This window comes from Mycobacterium scrofulaceum, assembly GCF_001667885.1.
In the GTDB taxonomy this organism is placed as follows: Bacteria; Actinomycetota; Actinomycetes; order Mycobacteriales; family Mycobacteriaceae; genus Mycobacterium; species Mycobacterium scrofulaceum_C.
Genome location: NZ_LZJW01000132.1, coordinates 71,563 through 98,298 on the forward strand (window position 1 = coordinate 71,563; position 26,736 = coordinate 98,298).

Here is a 26,736-nt window from a genome sequence, read left to right on the forward strand (position 1 = left end):
CTGCGAACGCCTTGAGGTTTCCCTGGCATAAGCGATAACGGTCCCAGTGCCGCCCCGTTCTGCCAAGATCTACACGTCATACCGCGGGCTGGAGGGGGCGCGTTGCGGTTTCTGAGCCGCCGCATGGGTTATGCGTTGTCTGCAGTCGTCGTTGCTGCGGCAGGGTTCAACGCGCTCGGACTGTGGGGGGTGGCGGCGGCGCAGCGGGCGCAGTTCGTTCTCGAAGCGGTGCTGTGCGTTGTGGCGCTGCTCGCCGGGCTGCTTGTCGTTCGGCGGGTAGCCGCCCCTGCACGGTGGTGGCGCGTGACCCTGCTGGCAGCCATCGCCACCTTCCTCGCCGCTGAGGCCCTCTCTCAGCCAGTCCGCACAACCGATAGCGGCGCGACGGCCCCAGCGTCTGCGGTCATCGGCTATTTCGTTGCCGGACTGCTCTTCGGTGCGGCGATACTTCTGCTGGTACGGTCCGGCCGCCCAGGGCAGGCGCGAACGTGGATCGGGGGACGGCAGAGCGTCATCACCACCGCCCTTGATGGATTGTTGGCGACTCTGGCGTTCTTCCACCTGGTCTATGTCGCCCGGCTGGGGGCCGTGCACGGAGCCGCGTTGCCAAGGTCGACCAACACCGCAGTCGTGACCGGTATCGCGGTAGTCGAGCTCGTCGTGGTGGTGAGCGCCCTGCTGCTGGCGATGTGGTATCCGCCGTACCGGCCGGGCCGGACGAATTACATGCTGCTTGCCGCCGCGGTGATCACCCTGACGTCTTCCGACCGGCTGCTGGCTTACCTTCGCAGCGTCGGAGTGAGGCAGCTGGACTTGTGGGTGGGCACCGGGTTCGTGATGGCTCCACTGCTGATCGCATGGAGTTTGTTGGATTTTCCACCACGCGCCCGGCCCGAACACGAGGACGAAATGCCGACCAACTGGGCGCAGCTCACCCTGCCCTACGTGGGTTTCATGGGTAGCACCGCTCTCGTCACCTTCCACGAGCTCATCGGACGCCATGTCGACCCCATCTTCATCGGCACGTACGTTGCGATGGCCGTGCTCGTCTCGACCCGCTACCTGGTGGCGATGCGCGTGCAGCGGACTCTCACCGAAGAGCTCATCGACGCCAAAAGCCGCCTCGCTCATCAGGCTCATCACGATCCGTTGACCCACCTGCCCAATCGATTGTTCTTGGCGCAGCGGCTGGACGAAGCGATAAGCCATGGACCGTTCGTACTGATCTTCGTCGACATCGACGATTTCAAAGAGGTCAACGATCGCTTCGGGCACGCGGCCGGTGATGAGCTGCTATGCGCGATCAGCGGGCGGCTCAGGGATTGCCTTGACCCCGAGGACACACTGGCTCGTGTCGGCGGAGACGAGTTCGCCATCCTCATCACGGGTGTCGTGGAGTCACCCGAACTCGTCGCCGATCAGCTGCGGCTTGCGCTTCGCAGCCCGTTCTCGGTGCACGGCACGTCGGTTCGGGTGCGCGCCAGCATGGGCCTGGTCAGTCCCGGATGTGACGGTCTGCCTCGGACCTCCGATGATCTCCTGAGGCAGGCCGACATCTCGATGTACACCGGAAAGCGCCTAGGCAAGGACACCGCGGTGGTCTACCGGCCGGCGTTCACCGTGGCCGAGGATTTCCCGACGGCGCTTCGGCAAGCGAATGGCGCTGCTCCACAAGGCTTTCGGCTGAAGTACCAACCCATCGTCGGCCTTCCGCAGGGCAACCCGGTCGCCCTCGAGGCGCTTGCCCGCTGGACCACACCGAGCGGCATTCAGATTCCTCCCCAGACCTTCGTGTCCCTGGCCGAGGCCAACGGCATGGGGGCAGAACTCGACGCCCTGGTACTCGATCGAGCTTGCGCGGACATCAAATCGTCTGGCCTCGAACTGGACGTTCATATCAACATCGGCGCGGCGCGATTGGGCAGCGTCGAATTCGAACGGGTGATCAGCCGCACGCTCGCCCGGCACGGGTTGCCGCCACAACGCGTCGTCCTGGAGATCACCGAGACGGTGCCCATTGTGGATCTCGCCGACGCCGCGGCGGCCATCAGGCGCCTCAACGGCCTGGGCCTCAGAGTGGCCCTGGACGACTTCGGCGCCGGATACAACTCGCTGACCTATTGGCACGAGTTGCCGGTGCAGATCGTGAAACTCGACCGCGGGCTGGCGACAGGCGTCGAGCCGGGACGTAACCTCACGCTGTATCGCTCAGTCATCGGGCTCTGTGAAGCCCTGGGCCTCAAGGTTATTGCTGAGGGAATCGAAACCGCCGAGCAGGCTGAGACAGTCTTCATGGCCGGATGTGGCCTGGCGCAAGGCCATCTGTTCGGTCGGGCCGCCGACCTGACTGATTTCGTCGCGTCTTAGCCGCTTCGACTCGGGTGCGTCGGTCCGAGCTCGCAAGCGGTCGCTGGTCAGGACGCGATGAACGCGAGCAGGTCCGGGTTGAGGACATCCGCGTGCGTGGTCAGCATGCCGTGCGGGTAGCCGGCATAGGTCTTCAACGAGCCGTCCTGAAGGAGGTCGACCGCTCGGGGCACCGCGCTGGCGAACGGAACGATCTGATCGTCGTCGCCGTGCATCACCAGGACGGGAACGGTGATCGTCCGCAGATCTTCGCTGTAATCCCGCAGCCAGGACGCCACGGTCTCGTAGTGAGCGTGGGCGCTACCGGACATGCCTTGGCGCCACCAGTTCGCGATGACCGCCTCGGACGCCTTCGCACCTGGGCGGTTGAATCCGTAGAACGGCCCCTCTGGCACCGCGCGGAAGAACTCCGATCGATTGCCCAAAACACCCGCACGCACCGCGTCGAACCACTCCTGGGGTTGCCCGCCCGGATTGCTCTCGGTCTGCGCCATGCTCGGCGTTGGGGAGGACACCAGCACCGCCTTGGCGACCCGCTCCTGGTGGCGAGCCACATAGCAGGCCACTTCAGCACCGCCGGTGGAGTGTCCGATATGGACCGCGTCGCGCAGGTCGAGGTGGTCGGTCAGCGCGGCCAGATCGGCCACCCAATGCTCGATGTCATTGCCGGTCCCGGCCTGCTCCGATCGGCCATGCCCACGCCGGTCGTGAGCAATCACCCGATAGCCGTGGTGTAGGAAGAACATCGTCTGCGCGTCCCAGTCGTCGGCCGTCAGCGGCCAGCCATGGCTGAAAACGATCGGTTGGCCAGCGCCCCAGTCCTTATAGAAGATCTCGACACCGTCCGAGGTAGTAATGGTGGGCACAGACGTTCCTCTCGCAGTCGACTCGCCGCTATCGAATGACAGTCAACCGCAAGCCAAATCTTTTTGCCTGCTAGGTCTGCGACAGTTTGGCCGCTGCGACCTGTCGCGTGTCTTCACACCGCTTTGCGTGGGAACTACGCACATCGATGTTGCTGCGAAATGGATTGGTGCACATTGTGGAGACGGCTATGACCGCGTGCGTGGGGTCACGGCGGCAACGTCAGCGGCGCCGCTGGGGGCGCCAGGACGCGGGTTGTACTGTATCCAAGCGACTTTCGGAGGTTCACGATGACACCACCCAACGACGACACCTGGGGTCCGGCCACCGGAGTGGGAACCACGGCCACGATGGCGGCGGCGGCGAGAGCCATCGCCACCAGGGATGGGGATATCGATGATCCTTTTGCCGAGAAGTTGGTGCGCGCGGTCGGTGTGAGCTTCCTGACCCGCTGGGCTACCGGCGAGCTCGTCGCCTCGGATATCGACGTCGCGGGCAGCTCATGGGGCCTGGCGCAGATGCCCGCATCCATTGCGGCCCGCACGCGGTACTTCGACGAGTTGTGTGCCGATGCCGCAGGAGCGGGCATCCGTCAAGCCGTGATCCTCGCCTCGGGCCTCGACGCCCGCGCCTACCGGCTGGATTGGCCTCCAGGGATGACGGTGTTCGAGGTCGATCAACCGGCCGTCATCGAGTTCAAATCCACCACACTGGCCAAGCTCGGTGCCGTGCCAAAAGTTGACCTACGCACGGTCGCCATCGACCTGCGCGACGACTGGTCGACGGCACTGGTTACAACGGGTTTGGACGTCAACAAGCCCACGGTATGGATTGCCGAAGGCCTATTCGGCTATCTGACACCAGCGGCCCAGGATCGGCTGCTCGATATGGTCACCGCCCTGAGCGCGCCGGGCAGCCGACTCGGGAGTGAGGCCGTGCCGAATACCGCCGACATGGACCCCGACGCGGCGCGCCAACGGATGCGCGAGGCCACTGCCAAGTGGCGCGAGCACGGCTTCGAACCCGACTTCGACGTGGTCCAGTTCGAAGGCGAGCGCCACGACGTCGGGGCGTACCTGGATGCGCTCGGGTGGGCGTCGGCCGCGACGCCGATGGCCCGGCTGCTCGCCGGCTACGGGTTGGAGGCGATCGCACGGGCCGGCGATGATCGACAAACGATGAACGGCGTCAACTACTACACGTCGACGCTGGGCGTCGACCGTTAGAGGCATCGCGGGGAGCGGGACTCGCCGGGCGCTCAGCTGGGGCAGGCGCGTGCCAGGGCGGCCATCTCGTCGCCGAACTCCTGGTTGACGCGGGCCACTGCTTTCGCCGACGGCGGCAGTTCCGTTTTCATGGGGTCTTGTTTGCCTAGGTCATCGTTCATCTGGTTGGCGTCTTTCATGAATTCTCGGGCCAGCGCCGCGGCTCGTTGCGCGTGGGCCGACAGGCCGGGCGCGGTCACCTGATCGGCCCGTCGCTGGAGTCCGTCGAGCCACGCCTGGTAGTCGGCATCAGTGGGTACCGAGTTCTGTTCGTAGGAGCCCGGCGGCGCGAACCGCGTCTTGGCCTTCAACGAGGCCTGCATGTCGCGGTTGAAATCGATGAATTGCCGCACACTCCAACAAGGTTGCGCCCGCTGATCGATGCGCCACGCGACGAACAGACCCGCGGCGGCGACGGCCACGCACCATACCGTCAGCAATCGCCGGGCGGCCTTGCGTGAACGGAGACTGTTTGTGGCCACTCGATCAACCTAATCGAGGATCGGGCCGATCAGCGCATAGCGGCCCGCGCCGTCACGCGTGGGGGCAGAAGATGCCCAGGATCTGTTGGCAGTTGTCCCGATTGATGAGTGCCGGCGGGGCCGGGGGAGGAGGTGGCGGCGGGTTGTCGCCGTCCCAAATGTTTTGGGCGACATTGCCCTGCCCGAAGTAGACGTAGTAGTAGGTGTGGCAGATGTTGTTGTCCCAAATGACCGGATTGGTGACGTGGTTACCGGTCGGCGGCAGCGGCTCGCCCGGGCACCAGCGGTGGGGGCCGCCATCGGCGTTGGCGGTGCCCGCGCTGAGACCGAGACCCGCAATTCCCAACCCGCCGGCCACCAGGGCCGTGGTCGCCAGTCGCACGATTCGTCGCAACATCATGGTCCTATTCCGTTCGGTGGCGGCCTGAAGTATGAGCCGCTCTCAAGCGGAAGTAAATAGCGCGGCAGCCGCTACCGATCCCAAACTTGTCCAGCGGTCGCGGTGGCCGCTGGACGGCGGTGTCGTCCTCGCCGCGGTCGCACCGCGTGGGGGCTCGGCGCGCCCGCCCCGGTCGAACTGCCGTCCCGCCCGGCGCGGGCGAGGTGGGGCACTGGCGCGGAGCGCGACTCCGTGCTGTGAACGTTAAGGATCGTTACCGCAATCGTGATTTTCGCGTTCGTATCATTGATTTCACGAGAATCGGAGCAACGCCGATCGGCGTCCGCGAGTCTGGGGGCTGATATGACGATCGCAATCGCCGCGCGCGAGCCAGTCGAGTACGACGTGTCCCAAGCGCATGACGACGTCACTTCGGCGATCGCCAGGGTCAACGCCATGCCCTGGCGGGGGGACATCGTTCTCGCCGAATTGAAGCCGCGCTGGCGACCCACCGAAGAGGAGATCGTCCGCGCGGCGATCACGGTGATTCTGGTAGCTCTCGTGGCAATGATCGGCGTCGCCGCAGTCGCGATCTTGACAATGGGGTAGTAGTGGAAAGTCGGGGGCGGCCCCGCCTCGTTGTTCGCGGTACATCCGTTATGCTGCCGGTGCTTCCGAAATGTCGGTGCGCAGTTCACTCGCGAATGGCTCTTGCAGAGGACAGCTCTCAGCCTTGCCCAGATCAATGTCTGCCAGCGGGGCTGCGGTTGCGGTCATCGTCCTCGCCGCCAGCACGCCGACCACGGCCTGCAGCCATCGGCCGCCATCTAAAGCGGGCGCCTCGGTCACCTCAACAACCACACCCGCCGGTGCCGCGGCGGCGCAAAGCGACTCACTGACGTTGGCCGGCAGAGTTTTCGCGCTCCACGACGTCCAATGCCGCGGCATGGGTGCCTCGGTGCTCGTCACGGCCAAAACGCAGTCCGGCGACAGTGTCATCGTCGACGCCGCGGGCGGCAAGGTCGAAACTCTCGACTTCAGCGCCGACGGTGTCGACTACTTCTGGGAGCCGACTTCGACCGGAGGAGCACCGACCCCGACGCTGACGCAAGACGGTGACAAGTACACGGTGACTGGCAAGATCAAACAGCTTCACGACTACACCAAGCTCAGTGATTTCACGTTTAGAGCAGCCTGCCCGCATTGAGCATTCTCGCCCGACGCGCATTGCCTGCCACGGACCGGGATCGACTTGCGCCAAGGCCGGCCGTCGGAGATGCGGCGGCCGGGTAAAAACCTGACACCAGCATGATTGCCTGGGCACAATGTTGGATCAGAAGCGCTCGGGGTCGCTTCGCACTTAGCGAATATTGAAGTTGGGCGGCTAACGGGACCGATGCGAAGGACAAGGGGAGGGGGCGGGCTGACAGGCCGGCACGCATTAGCGGTTCTGGCGCTGTCCGCGCTGACGACCGGGTGCACGGTGACCGTGGGCGGGACGGTGGTCGCGGCTCCGACGATGGGTCATGCGCCTCAACCGCTTCCAACGAGTGCGCTGTCTGGATTGCTGCTCAGCCCGACGGAAATTGGCTCGATCATGTCCGCCCGGATGGAGGTGGTCGATTCCGGCGACACCATGTACACCAATCGCCCCCTCGCCGATGGATGTTTGGTTTGGGCCGAGGCGCAGGACTACTCCTACCAAGGCAGCGGCTGGACGGGTGTGCGCGTGCAGCAACTGAAGGACCGCCGCGAGAACGCAGACCATATTGCCTACCAGGCGGTGGTGGCGTTCCCGGCGGGCTTAGCCGCCCATGACTTCTACGCCGGCCAGGTGACGGGCTGGGCGAACTGCGATGACCGGCGCATCGATCTGCATGACCCCGGAGATCCCGTCGCGCACTACTGGACGCTGAGTAAGGCCCGCGTCGAGGACGGCGTTTTGACGATCACGCGGGTTCAGGAAGAAGGTGGAGGATCCTGGGCGTGCCAGCGAGCGTTGACGGCCTCCAATAACGTGGTCGTCGATATCAGCGCCTGCGCCGAAAATGTCGGCGACCGCGGTGTTCAGATCGCCAAAGAAATCGCAAAGAAGATCCTCTGAGCGTTGTCGACGCGCCGGGTCGCCCGGCCGCGTAATAGAGCGGCGCGTTCGATGCCCGACAGCGCCAGAAAGAACTCGGTGGACGCGGTGACCCGGTTAGGAAACCGGTACCGTGGGTATCACCTATCGTGAGCCACGCTGCTAGGGGGGTCTGTCACGCCGATGAATAGCTATTCCGCTACCCCAGTGGTAGACGCCGGCGCGCCACACCACGTGCTTCGCAATGGCGAACGCCTTATCGACCCCGACGAGGACCCGTTCTACCGGGCGCCGGTCGACTATGAGCACGCCGAACCCGGTACCGTTCTCCGCTCACGCGACGTGGAGATCGGGTTTCTCGGCCGTATTCGCCAACCCGTGACTGCCACGCAACTGCTGTACCGCACCACCAACCTGCATGCGCAGCCCGAGGTCGCCGTCACGACTGTGCTTCTCCCGGCGCAACGCGATTCCCAGCGGGATTGCCCTGTCCTCTCTTACCAGTGCGCGATCGACGCCATCACGCCGCGTTGTTTTCCCTCGTACGCGATGCGGCAGGGCGCCGGCACGATCGGCGCGTTCACGCAAGCCGAGTATCTCTTGGTCAGTGCGGCTTTGGCCAATGGGTGGGCGGTCTCTGTACCTGACCATGAAGGCTGCCACGGCATGTGGGGCGCGCCCGTCGAGCCGGGATACCGGATATTGGACGGTCTGCGTGCCGCGATGCGCTGCCAGCGTCTGGCATTGTCACCGTCGGCACCGCTCGCTCTCTGGGGGTATTCCGGTGGCGGCCTGGCGTCGGCGTGGGCCGCTGAAGTGTGTCAGCGCTATGCACCGGAGCTGAATATCGTTGGCGCCGTTCTTGGTTCGCCCGTCGGAGACCCGGAAAGCGTGGCGCGCCGGCTCAACCACGGTTTCTTCGCCGGTCTGGCGGCGCTGATGATTTCGGCGTTGATCCAGGTCTTCCCGGACGCACAGAGAGTCGTTGACGAACACGCGAACGACGACGGCAAAGCGCTGCTCGACGAATTGCAGACGATGACGACGGCCCAGGCGGTGTGGCGGCTTCGCAACGCGGATATCGGCTCCTACGTCGACATGACCGCCGACGACCTCTGGGACTTACCGGAAGTGCGCCACATCTTTGAGGAAACGAAGCTTGGCAAGTCCAAACCCGAACCGCCAGTGTTGGTAGTTCAGGCGGTGCACGACGGGATAATCAGCGTCGATGATGTTGATGCACTGGTCGCGGAGTACGAACGCCTCGGCGCAGCAGTCACCTACCACCGCGACCGGTTCTGCGGTCACCTACTGTTGCACCCACTTTCAGCGCCGATGACCTTGCGCTGGCTCGACGACCGATTTACCGCCCGGCCGACCAGTGAGCACAAGACACGTACCGTCTGGCCGACGATCTTCAACCCGTCGACGTATCTGGGCATGGCGAAGCTCGGCGTCATCACGGCTAAAGTCATTCTCGGACGGTCTGTCTAACGTCAACCGATGCGCGGAATTAACCGCGGTTAAGGGAATCGCGCGTTCATCGGCATCTGGTTGGGCGAAATTCGACAATGCCTGCGTTGAGCCACCCACTCGGCGGCTGGGTTGAGAAGCGTCACGCACGGGGGTAGAGGATTCCTCCCATGCAGACGCGTACTTTACTTGACATAATGTCGCTTATCGGCACAACGGAATAGGCCGGTCGTGAACAAGAGTGGCTCCTTGCGGGTTCCGACCTGCGACTACCTGGTCGAGCCGGCCGCCGGCCAACGTGCGCGCCCATACCCCTCGGTTACCTAATCGGGTGTGCGTTCAGGGCATCGAGTGTGCGTCTACGGCGGCGACACGCCGATCGGCGCCACCATAGGCGCACACTCGACGAGCGCCGAGTTGCAGAAGTTTTGGAGCCGACACCCCCGATCCCGGCTTCCGCCTACCCGGCCCCAAAACGTCACCGTGACGAAATCACATGGGGCTCAGCGGTATTGCGTCACTCACCGGCACGAAGCATGCATGAAAGCATCCGGCCGGCCCGCGAACCGCGCACCGGTGAGAGGGCTTCGAGCGTGCACTCACGGCGACGACACGCCGACAAGTGCCGCCATGGGCGCACGCTCAATGGCGTGAAGCGACGAACCCCGGATCCCCGCTTCCCCGCCAAGGACCTCCCCAATGCGTCACCGTGACGAATTACCCCATCCCACCCGTCGGGAGGTCAGTTCGATTTGTGACCCCAGCGCTTGCGGGCCGCGTTGCGATGCGTGTCGGTCGACCAGAGATGGCCGCAATCCGAGCACTGCAGATGAACCAGCGTGCCCCTGTTGCTCAGGAGATACTGCCAGTGCGTATCGCAGTTGCGGGTGCTTCGACAATCGCCACACCTGGTGCGGTGATCGCAGCGCGGACACGGCAGCCATGCACGCCGGCCACGGTCGGCCGTCGGATCAATCGGTAGCACGAGCAATCGTCCGTTCGGGCAACACGCCGGCGCGGACCAACTCGTCGTAGACCCGCTGCTGCTCCTCATCGAGATTCGAATACAGCATTTCGTATGCCTTTTGTTCCCCTTCAAGCACCGCGACAGGGTCCCAGTCGTCACCCGTCGCTTCGAGCATTGCGCTGCGTCTGCGCGCCTCGTCGAGGGTCAGGTCGTAGCCAAAGTCGAGGTCGGCCATCGCGCTCCCAGCCATTAGATATGCAAACGAACGGTAAGGATGGCCTAATTAGCGGCCCTCAGGCTATGAACTGGGTCACCATTGTCGCTTGACGTTGGTCACACCGACTCCGGCGCGTGCGGCACCGAGAACCCGACAAGCCACGCCGTGACGACGCGGCCGTCGGGCTGCCACCGGTCCCGGAGCCGGCCCTCGGACCCCTGTCCCCCACATCCGGCCCGTCACGGGCAATACGTCACCGTGACGAATGTTGCTGCAGTGCAGGATGATTGACGAGTTATCCCTCGTCGGCAGGCCACGATCTCGAGCGGATTCAGGCGGATCGTTTCTCACGCACTCAGGCGCAGGTAGCGGTCAAGCCGCCGCAGGGCCTGTGCCGACGCCCGCCCCGGGGCAGGCTGCAGCGCGCTGTCGACTCGCGCACGGACAGCATCGACGTCGAGATCCATTCCGATCGCGACAAGGCGATTGGCGGTGACCCCCCGCGGCGCAGGCCCGATGTGGATTGCGCTTCCTACCAGATTGACGACATAGCCATGGACGGTCGCGCGGTGGCGCACGGCCACGATCCCTTTCAGCCTGAACACCTGTGGCGGCGGATCTTCGAGAAGGTCGAACAGGGCATCGGGGTCGACGCATCCCGAGCTGCGGACGGCGACGGCGTCGGCATGGACGTGGTCATGGTCATGCTCGGGCTCCAGATCCAGGAACGAGAGTTGCCCAACTTGGCCGGACGTGGCGGACGCATCGAAGAGTAGCTCCGGGGCTATCCGGCCACCCGTCGTCGCCACGACATGTACGCGCGGGTTGCGTTGCGCGGCACGCTGTGTGACGCGTTGCACCATCGCCGCCCGCTCGCCCTCGGGCACCTGGTCGAGCTTGTTGACGACGATCAGCGACGCCGCGCCGTAGCGCACCGGCGGCAGGGCGCCGCAGTCGACGGTGTCGAAGTGGTTCACGGCGTCGACGACGTCGACAAGCCCGCCCGGGCGAATCCCGCGGATCTCACTGAAACCGATGATCCGCGCGATAGCCACTGGGTCGGCTAGTCCGCTCGCCTCGACGACGATGGCATCGAGGCGCCGAGCCGGGTTAGCCAGCTTGATGAGTGCGTCGTCGAGCCCACCGCCGTCGGGTAGGCAACAAATGCATCCTCCGGCGATCGACGCCGGCTCGTCGACCTGGCCGGCCACCAAGGCGGCGTCGATGTTGATGTCGCCGAAGTCGTTGACCACCACACCGATTCGCGTGCGAGGATGACGTAACAGGTGGTTGAGCAACGTCGTCTTGCCGGCTCCGAGATGACCAGTGAGCGCGATGACGGGTACCGCGGCCACGCTTCACCCTCCACATCGACGTCCGGACACCCGATGCTAACCGGGGCAGCTTGATCGGTGTGCTCGGCGCCGAATCGTAGTCCAGCGTTGCCGGCAAATACGTTCGAGACGGCGAGGCTGACATCGACGCCTAGCCGGTCGTCCGGTCAGCCGCCGGGCGCCGACCAGTGCACCACCTTCATGGCGGTCATCTCGTCGAGTAGCTCCGGCCCAAAGCCGAAGCCCGTGCCGCTCGCGCGGCCGGGTTCGGAGGCTCCGCCCGGCGCGCCGCCGAAGACGTCGTTGATCTTGACGGTGCCGACGGGAAGGCTGCGCCACGCCTCCTGGGCGTGCGCCATGCTGCCGGTCAGAACGGTGGCCGCCAGGCCGTACCGGTCATCGGCGGCTTCGGCCAACGCGGCGGCGAAGTCCGGCACCACGCGTACCGGCGCGATCGGACCGAACGTTTCCTCCCGCATGACGAGCATGTCGGGCGTGCAGTCGGTCAACACCGTCGGCGGGTAGAACGTACCCGGACCGGGTCGCGGCTCGCCGCCGACCAGAACGTGGGCCCCAGCGCGGGTGGCGTCTTCGACATGCCCATGCACATGCTCGCGATGGCGATCGTCGACCAGCGGTCCGATGCGGTCGGCCCACGCGATCGCCTCGTCGATCAGCGCGTTGAGGAACGCATCGGCGATCGATTGCACGACATAGACCCGCTCCACCGAAACGCAGATCTGCCCGGCGTTCGCGAAGGCACCCAATGCCGTCTGGCCGGCCGCCCAAGCCGGATCCACGTCGCCGTCGACGATCAAGGGATCGTTTCCGCCGTTCTCCAGCAGGGCCTTGGCACCCCGCTCGGCGCACGCCCGCGCGATCTCTCGGCCAGTCGCGCTGCTGCCCACGTGCGCGACGACATCGACCAGCTCCGCGCCCGCCAACCGTTCCCCGACGGTGCCGTCGCCGTCCACGATCTCGAGGACGCCGGCGGGCAGCCTGGCCGCCAGCAGTTCCGCGAACCGCCGCCCGGTCTGGGGGCTGCGCTCGCTGGGCTTGTGCACCACGGTGTTTCCGGTCACCAGGGCCGCGCCGAGCAGTCCGGCCGCGACCGCCACCGGATCGTTCCATGGCGTGATCACCGCAACCACGCCGCGCGGCTGGGGAACCATCACGTCGGTTGCCGACCAGCCACCCTGCAGGGTGTGGCCGCGGTGCAGCGGGCCGAGTTGGGCGTACTGAAGAAGCGTGTCGATGCCCGCGTCCGCCCCGCCGCGCGCGTCGGCGGCCAGCTTGCCGGTCTCCCGCTCGTTCAGTTCGGCGAGTTCGTCGGCCGCGGCCCGGACGTCGGCCGCCGCGGCCGCGACGGCGGCGGCACGTTCCGCCGGCGATGTGCGGGCCCAGTCGTTGGCGGCGGCCGCCGCGCGACTGACCGCTTCATCACAGTCGGCCGGCTCGGTGATCGGCACCTGGGTGACGGTGTCGCCGGTGCGGGGATCCAGGACGCTGATGATTTTGGTAAGGGTCGAAGCCACGCCAGCGGATACCCTGTCGCCGGCCCGATCAATCAGCCGCCGTCAAGAATCGCTGGTCAGCGCGGTGAAGAAGCCTCGGAACACTGTGCCGATCCGGTATGGTCGGCGTGTCCGCCGGCGAAAGGGATAACAGGCTTCGATGGCAAAACGGTTACCCGACAACGCCTTTACGTCCTCGCGGGCGGTGGACCCCGGCCTGCGCAAAGCTGCCCGATTCCTTCCGCGTGGGTATTCGCTCCAGCGTGGGCTGAAAGTCCAGCGGGCGATCATGAACTTCATCGGGGCCCAGGGGCGGCTGCGCGACGTGCCCGAAGCGGCGGTCAACGAGCACGTCACGGTTCGTCTGCATCGTCCGGTCGATCTTCCCGACCGCGCGCCGGCCATGTTGTGGGTGCACGGCGGCGGGACGATCATGGGTCGCGCCGCGCAGGACGACAAGTTTCTGCGCAAGCTGTCGACTCGCACCGGTGTCGCGATCGCGGCGGTGGAACATCGCGTGGCCCCCGAGAATCCGTATCCGGTTCCGGTCGAGGACTGTTACGCGGCGCTGCGGTGGCTCGCGCGCCAACCGTGGGTGGACCCGGACCGACTCGCCATCGGCGGGGCCAGCGCCGGCGGGCTGTTCGCGGCCGCGGTGGCGCAATTGGCTCACGACCGCGGCGAAGTCGAACTCGCCTTTCAGATGCTCGTGTATCCCATGCTCGACGATCGAACGGGCGCCGAACCCAGCGGTCAGCGGCGCATCATGTGGGCCGAGACCGACAACCAATTGGCGTGGCGCTGGTATCTCGGCGGCGCCGACGCCCAGGAGGCGGCCCCGGCGCGACGGGACGATTTGTCCGGACTGCCGCCGGCATGGATCGGGGTCGGAACGTTGGACCTGTTCTACGAGGAGTGCCTGCAATACGCGCGGCGCTTGCGTGAGGCGGGGGTCGCCGTGCACGAGGAGATCGCCCCCGGCGCCTTTCACGCCTTCGACCAGATCGTAGAAAAGGCGCCCGTGTCGGTGAAGTTCTTCGCCAGCCAGTGCGATCACCTTCGGGACGCCCTCGCCGCGTCCGTGGCATAGTCCGCGCGGTTGCGAATGCCGGAGAGGCTGTCTACGAACACATTTCACCCAGGCGTCTAGCGGGCGACGCAACGTCCGCACGTGCTCGGGCGAGCCAATGCCGCACTTTTGACTGCAAAATGTGCAGAATGTGCAACTATGGACGCCGTGGTCGTCAACCAGATGGGTCTACGCGAGCGCCGTCGCCGCCAAACGAGCGCGGACATCCGCGACGCCGCGGTGCGCCTCACGGTGGAACGCGGCTACGACAAGGTCACCATCGACGAGATCTGCGCCGAAGCCGGTATCTCGACGCGCACCTTCTTCAATTACTTCCCGAACAAAGAGTCGGCGATCGCCTACGGTCCGTCCGACATACCCCCCGAACTGGTAGCGGATTTCGTCGCCGCGGGCCCGGCCCCGTACTCGGTTGTGCTTGCGGAGCTGATCACGCTCGCCGCCCACCATCTTCGCGACGTGCCTCCGCGCCGCGAACACGCGGCGCATATGCTCGAGCTCGCCAAAACCTCGCCGGCGGTGTTGGCTGCATTCCTCGCCGATCTGGAACGGTTTCAAACTCACTTGACCGACGTCATCGCCCGCCGCCAGGGCATGCGACCCGACGACGAGATCGTCGCGCTGATCGCCGCACTGGCGCTGACCGCGGTGCGCTCCGGCATCGAGCGGTGGTCGAGGGGCGAGGGAGATCCCGACGACACGCCGATGCCCTACGTGGAGCGCGCCGCCGCGCTCGTCAACAGCATCTTCACCGAGTGACCTGAAACACCGAGCGCAATCGTTGCATGGTGTGCAACAAATGCACAGTATGTACTATGCTCTCTTTGCGGTACTCGAGAACGCTTTCGCGTCACACGGCACGTGTCGCACCGGGGCGAGTCTTCGGGATGCCGCACCTGAAGACCATCGAACCTGTACGAACCGAGGCGACCGCCGAAACCGTTGCGGCGCAACGTAAGCCGTCGCGCACGACTGACCACATCACGATCGGGTGATGAGGAAGGGAATTCCCTAGGTGCAGATCTCGAAGGTTGTGCGTAACGCATGGTTGCCGCTGCTGATCGTCGCGGTCCTGGTGGTCGGTGGCTTCGCCGTGACCCGGGTCAAGTCGTTCTTCGGCGCCCACGACACGGGCATCATGACGAGCCCACGGCTGGACGATTCCAAGCCGTTCAAACCGAAGGTCGTCAAGTATGAGGTGTTCGGCACGGCCAGCACAGCCAACGTGAACTACTTGGACTTGTCCGCCGACCCGAAGCGGGTCGACGGCGCGCCCTTGCCCTGGACGCTGGTGCTCAGCACGACTGCCCCATCGGTCTTCCCGAACCTGTCGGCCCAAAGCGACGGTAATTCTTTGGGTTGTCGCATCACCATCGACGACGAAGTCAAGGCCGAAAACCAAACCAACGGCGTGCACGCCCTGACCTTCTGCTTGGTGAAATCCGCATGAGCGCACACTTCGATGACGCCCGCACCGACACGATTCCCGTGGCCGACGAACCGGTGCGGGAAAAGATTCCACGGATCATCCGAACGTTCGCCGTGCCGATCATTCTGGGCTGGATCGCCCTCATCGCGGTGCTCAACGTCGTCGTCCCCCAGCTGGACGAGGTCGGCAAGATGCGCTCGGTGGAGATGACTCCCGACGACGCGCAGTCGGTCGTCGCGACCAAGCGCATGGGCGCGATCTTCAACGAGTACAAGTCGAACAGCTCGGTGATGATCGTGCTCGAGGGACAGAATCCCCTCGGCGCCGATGCCCACACCTACTACGACGAGATTGTCAGGAAGCTCGACGCGGACAAGAAGCATGTCGAGCACGTTCAGGACATGTGGAGTGATCCGCTGACCGGGGCGGGCGCCCAGAGCAACGATGGCAAGGCCGCCTACGTCCAGGTGTATTTGGCCGGTAATCAGGGTGAAGCCCTCGCCAACGAATCGGTCGAGTCGGTGCAGAGCATCGTCAAGAGCGTTACTCCGCCGCACGGGGTGAAGGCGTACGTCACGGGGCCCGCGGCGCTGTCGGCGGATCAGCACACGGCAGGCGACCGTAGCCTGCAGCTCATCACGGCGGCGACGTTCACGGTGATCATCGGCATGCTGCTACTGGTCTACCGGTCGGTCGTCACCGTGCTGCTCACACTGGTGATGGTGGTCCTCGAGCTCTCGGCCGCGCGAGGAATGGTCGCGTTCTTGGGTTACTACAAGATCATTGGACTCTCCACGTTCGCCACGAACCTATTGGTCACGTTGGCGATCGCGGCCGCCACCGACTATGCGATCTTCTTAATCGGGCGATATCAAGAGGCCCGCGCGGTCGGCGAGTCGCGTGAAGACGCGTACTACACGATGTACAAGGGCACCGCGCACGTGGTGCTCGGGTCGGGTCTGACTATTGCCGGCGCGACCTTCTGCCTGCACTTCACCAACCTGCCCTACTTCCAGACGCTCGGCATACCACTGGCGATCGGCATGGTGGTCGTCGTGGCCGCGGCGCTCACGCTTGGGCCCGCGGTGATTTCGGTGGCGACCCGCTTCCGTAGGACGCTCGAACCCCGCCGCACACAACGCATTCGCGGCTGGCGCAAGATCGGCGCCATCGTGGTCCGTTGGCCCGGACCGATCCTGGTCCTGACTATCGGGATCGCCCTCGTGGGCTTGCTGACGCTGCCCGGATACCGCACCAACTACAACGACCGCAACTACCTGCCGGCCGATCTGCCGGCCAACGAGGGTTACGCGGCCGCGGATCGGCACTTCTCGCAGGCGCGGATGAACCCCGAAGTGCTGATGATCGAAAGCGACCACGATCTGCGCAACTCCGCCGACTTCCTGGTGATCGACAAGATCGCCAAGACGGTCTTCCGCGTGCCCGGAATCGGCCGCGTGCAGGCCATCACCCGGCCGCAGGGCACGCCGATCGAGCACACCTCGATCCCGTTCCAAATCAGCATGCAGGGCGTCACCCAGCAGATGAACCAGAAGTACCAGGAAGATCAGATGGCCGACATGCTGCACCAGGCCGACATGATGCAGACGACCATCGACAGCATGACCAAGATGCAAAGCATCACCGTGCAAATGTCCGAGGACATGCATCAGATGGTCAAGAAGATGCACGACATGACCATCGACATCAACGAATTGCGCCAGCACATGGCCGATTTCGAGGACTTCTTCCGGCCGATCCGCAGCTACCTCTACTGGGAACGGCACTGCTACGACATCCCGGTCTGCTGGTCGCTTCGTTCGGTTTTCGACGGCTTGGACGGCATCGACATCATGACCGACGACATCGAGAGCCTGCTGCCGATCATGGACCATCTGGACACGCTGATGCCCCAGATGGTGGCGCTGATGCCGTCGATGATCGAAAACATGAAGGCCATGAAAACGACGATGCTGACCATGTATTCGACCCAGAAGGGTTTGCAGGACCAGCAGAACGAGGCGCAGAAGAACTCCAACGCCATGGGTAAGGCGTTCGATGCGTCCAAGAACGACGACTCGTTCTACCTGCCGCCGGAGACCTTCAACAACGCCGAGTTCAAGAAGGGGATGAAGAACTTTATCTCCCCCGACGGCCACGCCGTGCGCTTCATCATCAGCCATGACGGCGATCCGATGTCGCAGGAAGGCATTTCGCACATCGGTGCCATCAAGAAGGCCGCCTACGAAGCGCTCAAGGGCACGCCGCTCGAGGGCTCGAAGATCTATCTCGCGGGCACGGCGTCGATCTACAAAGACCTCAGTGACGGCAACACCTACGACCTGCTGATCGCCGGAATCTCTTCCCTGTGCTTGATTTTCATCATCATGCTGCTCATCACCAGGGGCGTGGTGGCGTCGGCGGTCATCGTGGGCACCGTCCTGCTCTCGCTGGGCGCATCGTTCGGCCTGTCGGTGCTGATCTGGCAACACCTCATCGGCATCGAGCTGCACTGGATGGTGCTCGCAATGTCGGTCATCATCCTGCTGGCCGTCGGCGCGGACTACAACCTGCTGTTGGTGGCGCGGTTCAAGGAGGAGATCTACGCCGGCCTGAACACCGGGATCATCCGATCGATGGGCGGCACGGGTTCGGTCGTCACCTCGGCGGGACTGGTGTTCGCCTTCACGATGATGACGATGGCGGTCAGTGAGCTGACGGTCATCGGCCAGGTCGGTACCACCATCGGATTGGGTCTACTGTTCGACACCCTGGTCGTACGGTCTCTCATGACGCCGTCCATCGCCGCGTTGCTGGGCAAGTGGTTCTGGTGGCCGCAACGGGTGCGGCAACGCCCGGTTCCGTCGCCGTGGCCCAAGCCGAGTGACCAGAAGGCAGCCGAGGAGACCGAATCATTGGCTCCCGCTAGGTAACCCACTCCGGTTGCCCGCCGGTGTCGACCGCGGAGAAGTCCTTGTGGCCCAGGCCGGCGGTGGTGCCGCCGTCGACGACGAACTCCGATCCGGTCGAATAGCTCGACTCGTCGCTGGCCAGGTAGACGACGAGGTTGGAGACCTCTTTGGGTTGGGCGATCCGGCCCAACGCGGTCTGGAAGATGTCTTCGGGGACCCACTCGGTCATCGGCGTCTTGATCAGCCCCGGATGGATCGAGTTCACCCGGATTCCGCTGGGCCCGAGCTCAAGTGCGGCCGACTTGGTCAGCCCGCGGACGGCGAACTTCGTTGCGGTGTAGCCGTGGCAGGCGATGGTGCCGGCGATGCCCTCGATGGAGGAGATGTTGATGATCGACCCGCGCCCGGCTTCCTTCATCGGCTTCACCACGGCGCGGATGCCCAGGAACACACCCGTCAGGTTGATGTCGAGGATGCGCTGCCACTCCGAGAGCGCGTAGTCCTCGAACGTGCCGATGTTGATGATGCCCGCGTTGTTGACGAGCACGTCGAGATGGCCGAACTCGCTGAGCGCGGTGGCCACCGCCGCGTCCCAGTCCTCGGGCTTCGTCACGTCGAGGTGCAGATAGCGGGCCGCGTCACCGACCTCGTCCGCCACCGCCTTGCCCTCGTCGTCGAGGATGTCACCGAACACCACCTTGGCCCCCTCGGCCACCAGTGTTCGCACGTGTGAGGCCCCCATCCCCCGCGCGCCGCCGCTGATCAACGCGACCTTGCCCGCCAACCGTTCTGCCACTGCGATTCTCCTGTCGTGTGAGTCCTAAGCACCATACGTACAGGAGTCAACGTATGGCCATTGGCCTATTTTTTGTCCGACCACCGGAAAACCATCAGGCAGGCGATCAGCCCGCCCACGCTCCACGCGGTCAGCACGACAAACGTCGGCCAGTGCTCCCAGCTGCCGGCCGGCTCGAAGGCAGCCATGTTGGGCGGCAGGAGCACCGATCGGAACCCTTGGGCCATCCACTTCACCGGGAAAATGGAGCCTAGGGTCAACATCCACGCCGGCAACGCGGCCAGCGGAACGTACGTGCCCGACACGAATTGCAGGGCAACCCCCGGTCCGTTGGTTATCACCGCCGCTGAAACCGCGGTGCTTGCGAAATTGCTGACGAAAATGCCTAGCAACGAACAGCTGACGATGCCCATGAGGAATACCCAGGTCAGGGTGAACCATCCGAAGGCATCCGTCGGCAGATGAAGTTTGAAGACGAGCACACCCACCGATAGCAGAACGACGGCCTCGGCCAGGCTGGCGACGGCAACCAGGGCGATCTTTCCGACGAAATACGACGACGCGGTCGTTGGCGTCCCCCGGAGCCGTCGCAGTGCGCCGCTCTCACGGTCGGCGGCAACGCTGATACCGAGGTTGATGAAGGAGGTGGACAGGATCCCGTATGCGAGAATGCTCGCCGCGAGAACGGCGCCGGTGCTGGTGTCGCTATGCGGCATCTTCGTCGAGAAGATCGAACCCAACAGGATGCCGATCACAGCAGGCATCGAAAACGTGAGAACCAATTGCTCCGGCCGCCGGTAGAACATTTTCAGCTCGGGCACGATCCTCGACACCCCGATGCGAAGCGGACTCGGGAGCGCCGCCTCACCGTGGCGCTGCGGTGCTGGACTGCGCACTTGGTCGATGCCCATCACGTCTCGCCGATCAGCTGCAGGTAGGCGTCTTCGAGCGTCGGGCGAGAAACCGTCAGCTGGGCCAGTTCTGCCCCGTCCTTCGACCGCTGCCTGATCAAGTCGGTCGGGCGGTCCGTCTGCTGCACGTGGACACGGCCCGCCTCCACCCACCGGACCGTAGCGGCGGAACTGACGTACTCGGTCAGTTTTGCCGGTGAGTCGACCGCCACCACCCTGCCGCCGGCCAGGACTGCGACCCGGTCCGCCAGTGCGGCGGCCTCTTCCAGGTAGTGGGTCGTCAACAGGATGGTCGTGCCATCGCTCGCCAGCAATCTGATGAGATCCCAGAATCGTCGCCGGGCGTCGGGATCGAAACCGGTCGTCGGTTCGTCCAGGAAGAGCAATTCGGGCATGCCGATGATGCCGAGCGCGACGTCCAGGCGACGACGCTGCCCACCCGACAGCGTCCTCACCCTAGAATCGGCCACCGAGGACAGCCCGACGAGTTCAAGGGTCTCCCCCGGATTACGCGCCCTCCCATAGCATTTCGTCAGCATCCCGACGGTTTCCGCCACGGTCAGCATCCCCGCGTCGCTGACTTCTTGCAACACGATGCCGATCTTGGCGCGCCAGCTGCGGCCGGCGGTTCCCGGATCCTCACCCAACACCCGCACGTAGCCGGCGTCCCGTTGTCGATGGCCCTCGAGGATTTCGATCGTCGTCGACTTTCCCGCGCCGTTGGGGCCGAGGATGGCGAAGATCTCGCCATGGCCGACGTCCAGGTCCACATCGCGCACCGCCGACAAGTGCCCGTAGGCCTTTGACAAACCTCGAACGTGCACGGCGGCAGACGGCTCCGGAGCCATCTCCGCGGTTGGCTCAGGCTTCTCAGCCAGCCGCTCGGGTCGCGCCGACGGCGCCCGCCCAGGAGAACTCACGCCCGCGATCCCCCCGAATCCCGCTCGTCGACCGGCGTTTCGAGGTCGACCAGAAGTGCCCGCAGTTCCTCCTCGGACAACTGCTCCACCAAGCGGTCGATCTCGCCCGCTGCGGGGTGTTCCGGCCGGTGTTCGGTGACGGCGGATGGGCCGGTGAGTTGAAGCCGGCTAAGTATCCGAGCGGCCAGCTCGTTGACGCTCACGCCCCTGAGCAGTTCCAGGACGGGAAGATCGACGGCGAACTGTGCGTGGATCCGGGCTCTGAAGTCCATTGCCATCATGGAGTCCAGGCCGAGGTCGTCGAGGGCGTCGTCGGGTCCGATGTCGGCCGGGGCGAGGTCGAAGACAGCGGCGCCGATTTGTCGAACAATGCGAGCGACCATGTCCACCCGGTCGGCTTCCGGGCATGCCGCGAGGGAATCCAATACGGACGTCTCACCATCGGTTTCGGCGGGCGACGGTTCCGCCTCCCCCAGCTCGGAGAACATCGCCGGCAACTGTCCGACGAGGCCGACGCGACGGGCCCGTGTCCAGTCGGCGGTGATGGCGACGACGTTGGCAACTTGCTGATTGATCAGCCGGTCGAGGATCTGGGCACCCGCGGCTGGCGTGATCAGCTCGATCCCCCGTTGTGCGTAGATCTTTTCGAGCTTGAGCTCTTCGACCATGCCGACCGACCATGGACCCCAACCGATGGTCAGCGCCGGCAGTCCCGCGGCCCGTCGATGATGCGCGAAGGCGTCGAGGAACGCGTTGGCGGCGGCGTAGTTGCCCTGACCGGGTGATGCGATGACCGACCCCGCGGACCCGAACATCACGAAGAAGTCCAGCTGCTGCCCCTTGAAAGCGTTGTGCAACACGCGGGTACCGACGACTTTGGGCGCCATCACCTTGGCGAAGTCCGCTTCGGTCATGTTGACCAAGAGTTGGTCGTGGACAGAGCCTGCGGCGTGAACGATTCCACGCACCGGCCGGCCGTCGTCTCGGATGTGCTCACTCAACCAAGCCTGCACCTGGTCGGCGTCGGTGATGTCGACGCCGGCGGTCGCTACTCGGGCGCCGAGGCGCTCGATCTGCCGGATCGCGTCGACGGTTGACCGGTGCTTGTCGTCTTGGGGCAGCGACGCCCAGCAGCTCCTTGGCGGCAGGACACTTCGGCTTAGCAGGGCGATATGCCGCGCTCCCCGCTCGGCAAGGTAGGTCGCGACGACGCGACCGAGCGCTCCCGCTCCACCCGTGACAACGTAGGTGGCATCGGGTGCGAGTTTGGTCGGGAAGGCTTTCGAGAGGCTGCTGGTCGAGCGAAGGCGCGGGACGAACGTGGTGTGCCCGCGGATGGCGATCTGATCCTCGGCGTCGTCGTCGAGAATGTGGTCACAGATGCGCGTTGCAGCCTCGAGGTGATCATCGGCGGTGGCGATATCGATCAGCCCGCCCCATTGCTTGACCAATTCCTGGTGGCCCACGACGCGGCCGAGCCCCCAAATGGCCGCTTGGTCGACCGCGAGCGCTTCGGTTCCCAGTGCCGGTTGCGCGTTTGCGGTGATCAAGTAGAGGCGGGGCTGGACGGTGTCTTGCTCCGCGAGGAATTTCACGATATGCAGGACCGTGAAAACGCCTATGCGGTCGGCGCTTTCGACCGAGTCATGTTGATCCGGTTCGGCGTCCGGATGTGCGGGCATATCCAGCGGCCAACAGTCGATGATCCCGGCAAGGTTGCCTTCTTTGCCGCAGTGGGTTTCGAGCAACTGACGTAACTGGCGCGGCTGTCTGGGATCGACCGCGTACCCGCCGTCGAATGCGGCGAGCGCTTCGACGGGCCGGTGCTCGACCACGCGGACGTGGTGCCCCTTGCGGCGCAGCTGCTCCGCGAGCGCTGAGCCGACACCACCCGCATCGACGAAGATGAGCCACGACATGCTCTCTGCGGCGATCGAGTTCTCCCGCTCATCGTGTGGAACACCGGTGTGCGCAACCCACTGGAGCTCGTAGAGCCCCTTGTCCACCCGCTCGGGCGACATGTGAGACGACGCAGCGAGCGATTGCACGGTGAAGCCGTTGAAGACAGCGAGCGGCTGCCCGCCGGTGAAGGTGACGGTGATGTCGCTCTCGATCTCGTCGGCGGTGGCCGACACGACCCGTACATGGACGGTCATGTCTTCCTGCGCTGAGCCGTATACGGCGATTCGCCGGATTCGAACGGGGAGGTAGGGATTTTCGCTGGCCTCGCGCCCCAAAATCGGCGCACCAAGGAGTGTCTGGAAGGCGCCGTCGATGAGGGCCGGATGGAATCGGTATCGGTCGACTTCGCCGCGCAACACTGCCGGAACGACGATTCGCGCCCTCGCCCAACCATTTCCGGCAGTCGCCCCGGAAATGGTCTGGAACGCCTCGCCATACGTCAAGCCGACGGCTTGGGTACGGGCGTAGAACTCCTCGCCGCCGATCGTGGTGGTCTCGCCCCCGCCGATGAGGCTGTCGCAACGCTCAGGCGATCTCGGAAGTATGTTGAGTTCAGCGGTCGCCGTCAGCGTCCACTTCAGTTCCCCGCCCGCGGTCGCAGTGAAGGCGGTGAATTCCAGTGCGCCAGTGTCCTGGTCGAGGGTCGTCCTGAGTATGGGGTCACAAGTGTCGTCGAGAACGAGAGCCCGTCTCAGCGTCAGGTTCTCAACGCTGTGGTCCGCCGTACCGTAGGTTTCCTGCCCGGCCGCCAGGGCCATTTCGATGAATACCGCTCCGGGTACCAGAACACTGCCCTGAACCCGGTGATCCGCGAGGAAAGGCAACATCGCGGTGCTCAACTCCACTTCCCAGGTGGGATGCACCGCGCCGCCCACCGGTTGCCCGAGCAGGGGATGCACCGGGTTGTAGTGCAGGTCCTCCGCGGCTTCCTGGGTCTCGTTCCAATACCGTTTGGACTGCCAGGGATACAGCGGGAGTTTGAGCGGCCGCCCCGCGTCCCGGGGGTACAGCGCTTCCCACCTGAGCGGGCGACCCTCGCAATGCAGCGCGCCAACGCAATTCATCAGCGAGCGGCCATCGTCGGCGTCGCGCCGCTGCGTTGGCAACACCACCACGTCGGCCTTGTGGGCTGAGGCGATCTCGATGATGGATGTCGCGAGTACGGGATGCGGCCCGAGTTCGACGAAATGGGTGTATCCATCGGCAAGCATTCGGCTGACCGCGGCCTCGAAAAGTACTGTGGCGCGCGTGTTCTGCCACCAGTACGCGTCGCCGGCGGCGTAGCCGTCCAGGCGCTCGCCCGTCACGGTGGAGTACAGCGGGATGGCCGCAGGGCCCGCAGAAAGCCCGTGCAACGCGATGCGGAGGTCGTCTCTGACCATATCCATGTAGTGCGTGTGATACGGCACGTGCACGTCGAGAAACCGGTTGAAGATTCTGAGCTCGTCGAGTTGGCGCGCGATACGGTCCAGGGCGTCACCATCACCTGCGATCGTGACCGCCGAGGGGCTGTTGACCGCCGCGATGGATACACCGGTCCCGAGGCCATCGACCGCCCCGCTTTCCATGAGCGATTCGGCACCCAGACCGACGGCCAGCATGCGGCCCAATCCTCGGGTGCGCTGTTGCAAGCGGCTTCGGTGGAAGATGACGCGGATCGCCTGTTCGAAGGTGAGAACACCGGCCAGATAGTGGGCGGCCACCTCACCGGCGCTGTGCCCCACCACGGCGTCGGGGGTGATGCCGAATTCTTTGAGCTGCTCGGAAAGCGCGACCTGGATCGCGAAGTTGGCGGGCTGGGCAACGTCCGTTTCCGCCATGCGGGATCGTGTTTCGTCCGCGCGGAGTTCGTCGATCAAAGACCAATGGGTATAACGGGATAGCTCGCGATCGCTTCGCGCGATGCTGTCGGCGAAGGCGGGATAGCTGTCGAGCAACCCCCGGCACATCTTCCACCACTGGGGCCCCATGCCGGTACAGACGAACGCCAACTTCGGCGCGGCCGGAGGCGTGCGGCCGACCGGGCTTTGTCCCTCGGCCAGGGCTTGGAGTTGACTCAGGGCATCGGCGACACCGTCCGCGACGATCGCGCGGCGATGCGTCAGGTGGGTGCGGCGCCGGCTGAGCGTGTAACCGAGGTCGCGCAGAGAGATGTCAGGGTGGGCGGTGACGTGCTCCGCGAGCCGATGGGCCGTCGCCGCTAACGCCTCTTGGGACCGCGCCGAGATCGGCAGCAGGGCCAACGGCAACTGTTGAGACAGTGTCCGGTCGTCTCGCGCGGGAACGGGCGGCTCGGCAAGCACGACGTGAGCGTTGGTGCCGCCGAAGCCGAAGGAGTTCACCCCCGCGACGCGTCGCCGGCTGCCGGGAAACGGACGACCGGTCGCCGGTATCTCGATGCCCGAATTGGCAAGCGGTATCGGGTCATTGAGGTGCAGACTCGCCGGGATGTACCCGTGTTTGAGCACCAGCGCCGCCTTGATCAATCCGGCGACCCCCGCACCGGCCTCCAGGTGGCCGATATTGGTCTTGACCGAGCCGATCAGCAGCGGATCGGCCGGCGAGCGGTCCGCGGCCAGCACGTGGCCTAGCGCCCCAGCCTCGACCGGATCGCCGACGGGGGTGCCGGTGCCGTGCGCCTCCACGTAGCCGACCTCATCCGGACGGATACCCGCTCGGCGCAGCGCCGTGAGGATGGCCGCCTCCTGCGCCGCAGCGCGGGGCACGGTGATGCCGTCGGTGCGGCCATCCTGCGACACCGCCGACCCGAGGATCTGAGCGTAGATCTCATCACCGTCGGCCAGCGCCCGTTCGAGCGGCTTGATGACGACCACCGCGCCACCTTCTCCGCGCGCGTAGCCGTCGGCGGAGCGGTCGAAGGCCTTGCAGCGCCCGTCCGGACTGAGGAATCCGCTCTTCGACTCGGCGATGGCGGTGTTCGGTCCGATCATGACATTGACCCCACCGGCCAGCGCGAGATCACATTCACCGTTCCAAATGCTCAGCGCCGCAAGGTGGACGGCGACCAGTGAGCTCGAGCACGCCGTGTCGATCGTCATACTGGGTCCCCGGAAATCAAAGGCGAACGAGATCCGGTTGGCCAGCATGGTCATCATCATTCCGGTGGCCGAATGGGCTTTGAAGCGGTACCGGCTGGCGCGACCCTGATTCTGCAGAAGTTGGTAGTCGAGGGTGAAACCGCCGACGAAAACGCCTACTTCGGTTCCTGCGAGGCTGTCCGCGGATATTCCGCCGTCTTCCAGCGCCTCCCATGTGGTCCGCAACAAGAGGCGTTGCTGCGGATCGATCAGGTGCGCCTCACGGGGAGAGATCCCGAAGAATTGAGGGTCGAATTGGTCTATCTCACTGAGGAACCCGCCTCGACGGGTGACCATCTTGCCGACCTTGGCGGGGTTCGGGTCGTAGTATTTCGCGGCGTTCCAACGTGATTCGGGAACGATCCCGGTGGCGTCGGTTTCGCTGCAGATCAACCGCCAGTAGCTCTCCGGGTCCTCGGCACCGCCTGGAAACTGACACCCGATTCCGACTATCGCCAAGGGATCGCGGATCCCGGTTGCGGCGCGCATGCTCATCCTTTCGACCTCAGACGTTGCACCGGACCACGCGCCCTCGAGGAGCGCGTTGCGTACGCAGTCCGTGCCCGGTGTGCGCGCCGATGGGTAGCTCGTCCTCTTGCCCACGCGGGCGCTGGCCCGTTGCCGGCGAGTCCACTGATCTCAACCGTGAGAACCGGGTCGTGCGCGAATCGTTTTC

Annotated in this window: 21 protein-coding genes; 10 read left to right on the forward strand and 11 right to left on the reverse strand. The window is 64.9% G+C overall.

What is annotated here, in order from left to right; all coding sequences use genetic code 11:
- Window positions 1-102: 102 nt before the first annotated feature.
- The gene (locus A5681_RS19205) at window positions 103-2,367 is read left to right on the forward strand and encodes a putative bifunctional diguanylate cyclase/phosphodiesterase (RefSeq protein WP_156738060.1); all 2,265 of its coding nucleotides are present in this window, start codon (window positions 103-105) and stop codon (window positions 2,365-2,367) included.
- A 47-nt stretch (window positions 2,368-2,414) separates the two neighbouring features.
- On the opposite strand, the gene A5681_RS19210 is transcribed toward A5681_RS19205, so the two are convergent.
- Window positions 2,415-3,233, reverse strand: a complete 819-nt coding sequence (locus A5681_RS19210; protein ID WP_067278592.1) for an alpha/beta fold hydrolase — start codon at window positions 3,231-3,233, stop codon at window positions 2,415-2,417.
- 288 nt (window positions 3,234-3,521) lie between these two features.
- Between A5681_RS19210 and A5681_RS19215 the strand changes: the two genes are divergently transcribed.
- The gene (locus A5681_RS19215; RefSeq protein WP_067278596.1) at window positions 3,522-4,457 is read left to right on the forward strand and encodes an SAM-dependent methyltransferase; all 936 of its coding nucleotides are present in this window, start codon (window positions 3,522-3,524) and stop codon (window positions 4,455-4,457) included.
- Between the two features lie 32 nt (window positions 4,458-4,489).
- Here the strand turns inward: A5681_RS19215 and A5681_RS19220 are convergent, their stop codons facing one another.
- Window positions 4,490-4,978, reverse strand: coding sequence for a hypothetical protein (locus A5681_RS19220; protein ID WP_231996359.1), 489 nt, complete (start codon window positions 4,976-4,978; stop codon window positions 4,490-4,492).
- Window positions 4,979-5,030: 52 nt separating this feature from the next.
- Window positions 5,031-5,378: a hypothetical protein gene (locus A5681_RS19225; RefSeq protein WP_067278601.1), complete on the reverse strand. Its 348-nt coding sequence runs from the start codon at window positions 5,376-5,378 to the stop codon at window positions 5,031-5,033.
- Between the two features lie 264 nt (window positions 5,379-5,642).
- Between A5681_RS19225 and A5681_RS19230 the strand changes: the two genes are divergently transcribed.
- Complete coding sequence (locus tag A5681_RS19230) at window positions 5,643-5,966, forward strand: hypothetical protein (protein WP_231996360.1); 324 nt, start codon at window positions 5,643-5,645, stop codon at window positions 5,964-5,966.
- Window positions 5,967-6,014: 48 nt separating this feature from the next.
- Here A5681_RS19230 and A5681_RS27825 read toward each other — a convergent pair whose 3' ends face one another.
- Window positions 6,015-6,326 (reverse strand): hypothetical protein, encoded by a 312-nt coding sequence (locus A5681_RS27825; protein WP_231996374.1) that lies wholly within the window; start codon window positions 6,324-6,326, stop codon window positions 6,015-6,017.
- Here A5681_RS27825 and A5681_RS26695 point away from each other — a divergent pair.
- From A5681_RS26695 to A5681_RS19245, 3 genes are all read left to right on the forward strand, one after another.
- Window positions 6,259-6,564, forward strand: coding sequence for a lipoprotein LpqH (locus A5681_RS26695; protein WP_231996370.1), 306 nt, complete (start codon window positions 6,259-6,261; stop codon window positions 6,562-6,564). The genes A5681_RS27825 and A5681_RS26695 overlap by 68 nt on opposite strands.
- Before the next feature lie 312 nt (window positions 6,565-6,876).
- Window positions 6,877-7,461 (forward strand): sensor domain-containing protein, encoded by a 585-nt coding sequence (locus A5681_RS19240; protein WP_269454970.1) that lies wholly within the window; start codon window positions 6,877-6,879, stop codon window positions 7,459-7,461.
- A gap of 162 nt (window positions 7,462-7,623) precedes the next feature.
- Window positions 7,624-8,934: a lipase family protein gene (locus A5681_RS19245; protein ID WP_067278610.1), complete on the forward strand. Its 1,311-nt coding sequence runs from the start codon at window positions 7,624-7,626 to the stop codon at window positions 8,932-8,934.
- Between the two features lie 950 nt (window positions 8,935-9,884).
- On the opposite strand, the gene A5681_RS19250 is transcribed toward A5681_RS19245, so the two are convergent.
- From A5681_RS19250 to A5681_RS19260, 3 genes are all read right to left on the reverse strand, one after another.
- Entirely contained in the window at window positions 9,885-10,115 is a 231-nt protein-coding gene (locus A5681_RS19250; protein WP_231996362.1) for a DUF6400 family protein, read from the reverse strand.
- Between the two features lie 329 nt (window positions 10,116-10,444).
- On the reverse strand, window positions 10,445-11,452 hold the full coding sequence (locus tag A5681_RS19255) for a CobW family GTP-binding protein (protein WP_067278615.1): 1,008 nt from the start codon (window positions 11,450-11,452) through the stop codon (window positions 10,445-10,447).
- A 146-nt stretch (window positions 11,453-11,598) separates the two neighbouring features.
- Window positions 11,599-12,966, reverse strand: coding sequence for an aldehyde dehydrogenase family protein (locus A5681_RS19260; RefSeq protein WP_419866339.1), 1,368 nt, complete (start codon window positions 12,964-12,966; stop codon window positions 11,599-11,601).
- Between the two features lie 139 nt (window positions 12,967-13,105).
- Between A5681_RS19260 and A5681_RS19265 the strand changes: the two genes are divergently transcribed.
- From A5681_RS19265 to A5681_RS19280, 4 genes are all read left to right on the forward strand, one after another.
- Window positions 13,106-14,035 carry an alpha/beta hydrolase gene (locus tag A5681_RS19265; RefSeq protein ID WP_067278618.1) on the forward strand — a complete coding sequence of 310 codons (930 nt, stop codon included), beginning with the start codon at window positions 13,106-13,108 and terminating at the stop codon, window positions 14,033-14,035.
- Window positions 14,036-14,173: 138 nt separating this feature from the next.
- Window positions 14,174-14,791, forward strand: coding sequence for a TetR/AcrR family transcriptional regulator (locus tag A5681_RS19270; RefSeq protein WP_067278621.1), 618 nt, complete (start codon window positions 14,174-14,176; stop codon window positions 14,789-14,791).
- Window positions 14,792-15,047: 256 nt separating this feature from the next.
- On the forward strand, window positions 15,048-15,482 hold the full coding sequence (locus tag A5681_RS19275; RefSeq protein WP_197498653.1) for an MmpS family transport accessory protein: 435 nt from the start codon (window positions 15,048-15,050) through the stop codon (window positions 15,480-15,482).
- Window positions 15,479-18,394 carry an RND family transporter gene (locus tag A5681_RS19280; RefSeq protein ID WP_067278625.1) on the forward strand — a complete coding sequence of 972 codons (2,916 nt, stop codon included), beginning with the start codon at window positions 15,479-15,481 and terminating at the stop codon, window positions 18,392-18,394. The genes A5681_RS19275 and A5681_RS19280 overlap by 4 nt, the downstream gene beginning before the upstream one ends.
- On the opposite strand, the gene A5681_RS19285 is transcribed toward A5681_RS19280, so the two are convergent.
- From A5681_RS19285 to A5681_RS19300, 4 genes are all read right to left on the reverse strand, one after another.
- A complete protein-coding gene (locus A5681_RS19285) occupies window positions 18,387-19,169 on the reverse strand; it encodes an SDR family oxidoreductase (RefSeq protein WP_067278629.1) in 783 nt (260 codons plus the stop codon). The genes A5681_RS19280 and A5681_RS19285 overlap by 8 nt on opposite strands.
- Window positions 19,170-19,234: 65 nt before the next feature.
- Window positions 19,235-20,080: an ABC transporter permease gene (locus A5681_RS19290; protein ID WP_067278633.1), complete on the reverse strand. Its 846-nt coding sequence runs from the start codon at window positions 20,078-20,080 to the stop codon at window positions 19,235-19,237.
- Window positions 20,080-20,928 (reverse strand): ABC transporter ATP-binding protein, encoded by an 849-nt coding sequence (locus tag A5681_RS19295; protein ID WP_067278637.1) that lies wholly within the window; start codon window positions 20,926-20,928, stop codon window positions 20,080-20,082. The genes A5681_RS19290 and A5681_RS19295 overlap by 1 nt, the downstream gene beginning before the upstream one ends.
- Before the next feature lie 68 nt (window positions 20,929-20,996).
- Window positions 20,997-26,549: a type I polyketide synthase gene (locus tag A5681_RS19300; RefSeq protein WP_156738061.1), complete on the reverse strand. Its 5,553-nt coding sequence runs from the start codon at window positions 26,547-26,549 to the stop codon at window positions 20,997-20,999.
- Window positions 26,550-26,736: the final 187 nt, after the last annotated feature.

Coding starts and splice junctions, on each gene's coding strand:
- A5681_RS19265 (WP_067278618.1), top strand. CDS start 13,106: ATGGCAAAACGGTTACCCGACAACGCCTTTACGTCCTCGCGGGCGGTG.
- A5681_RS19300 (WP_156738061.1), bottom strand. CDS start 26,549: ATGCGCGCCGCAACCGGGATCCGCGATCCCTTGGCGATAGTCGGAATC.
- A5681_RS19280 (WP_067278625.1), top strand. CDS start 15,479: ATGAGCGCACACTTCGATGACGCCCGCACCGACACGATTCCCGTGGCC.
- A5681_RS19240 (WP_269454970.1), top strand. CDS start 6,877: ATGGGTCATGCGCCTCAACCGCTTCCAACGAGTGCGCTGTCTGGATTG.
- A5681_RS19290 (WP_067278633.1), bottom strand. CDS start 20,080: ATGGGCATCGACCAAGTGCGCAGTCCAGCACCGCAGCGCCACGGTGAG.
- A5681_RS19250 (WP_231996362.1), bottom strand. CDS start 10,115: ATGGCCGACCTCGACTTTGGCTACGACCTGACCCTCGACGAGGCGCGC.
- A5681_RS19295 (WP_067278637.1), bottom strand. CDS start 20,928: ATGGCTCCGGAGCCGTCTGCCGCCGTGCACGTTCGAGGTTTGTCAAAG.
- A5681_RS19270 (WP_067278621.1), top strand. CDS start 14,174: ATGGACGCCGTGGTCGTCAACCAGATGGGTCTACGCGAGCGCCGTCGC.
- A5681_RS19245 (WP_067278610.1), top strand. CDS start 7,624: ATGAATAGCTATTCCGCTACCCCAGTGGTAGACGCCGGCGCGCCACAC.
- A5681_RS19215 (WP_067278596.1), top strand. CDS start 3,522: ATGACACCACCCAACGACGACACCTGGGGTCCGGCCACCGGAGTGGGA.
- A5681_RS19225 (WP_067278601.1), bottom strand. CDS start 5,378: ATGATGTTGCGACGAATCGTGCGACTGGCGACCACGGCCCTGGTGGCC.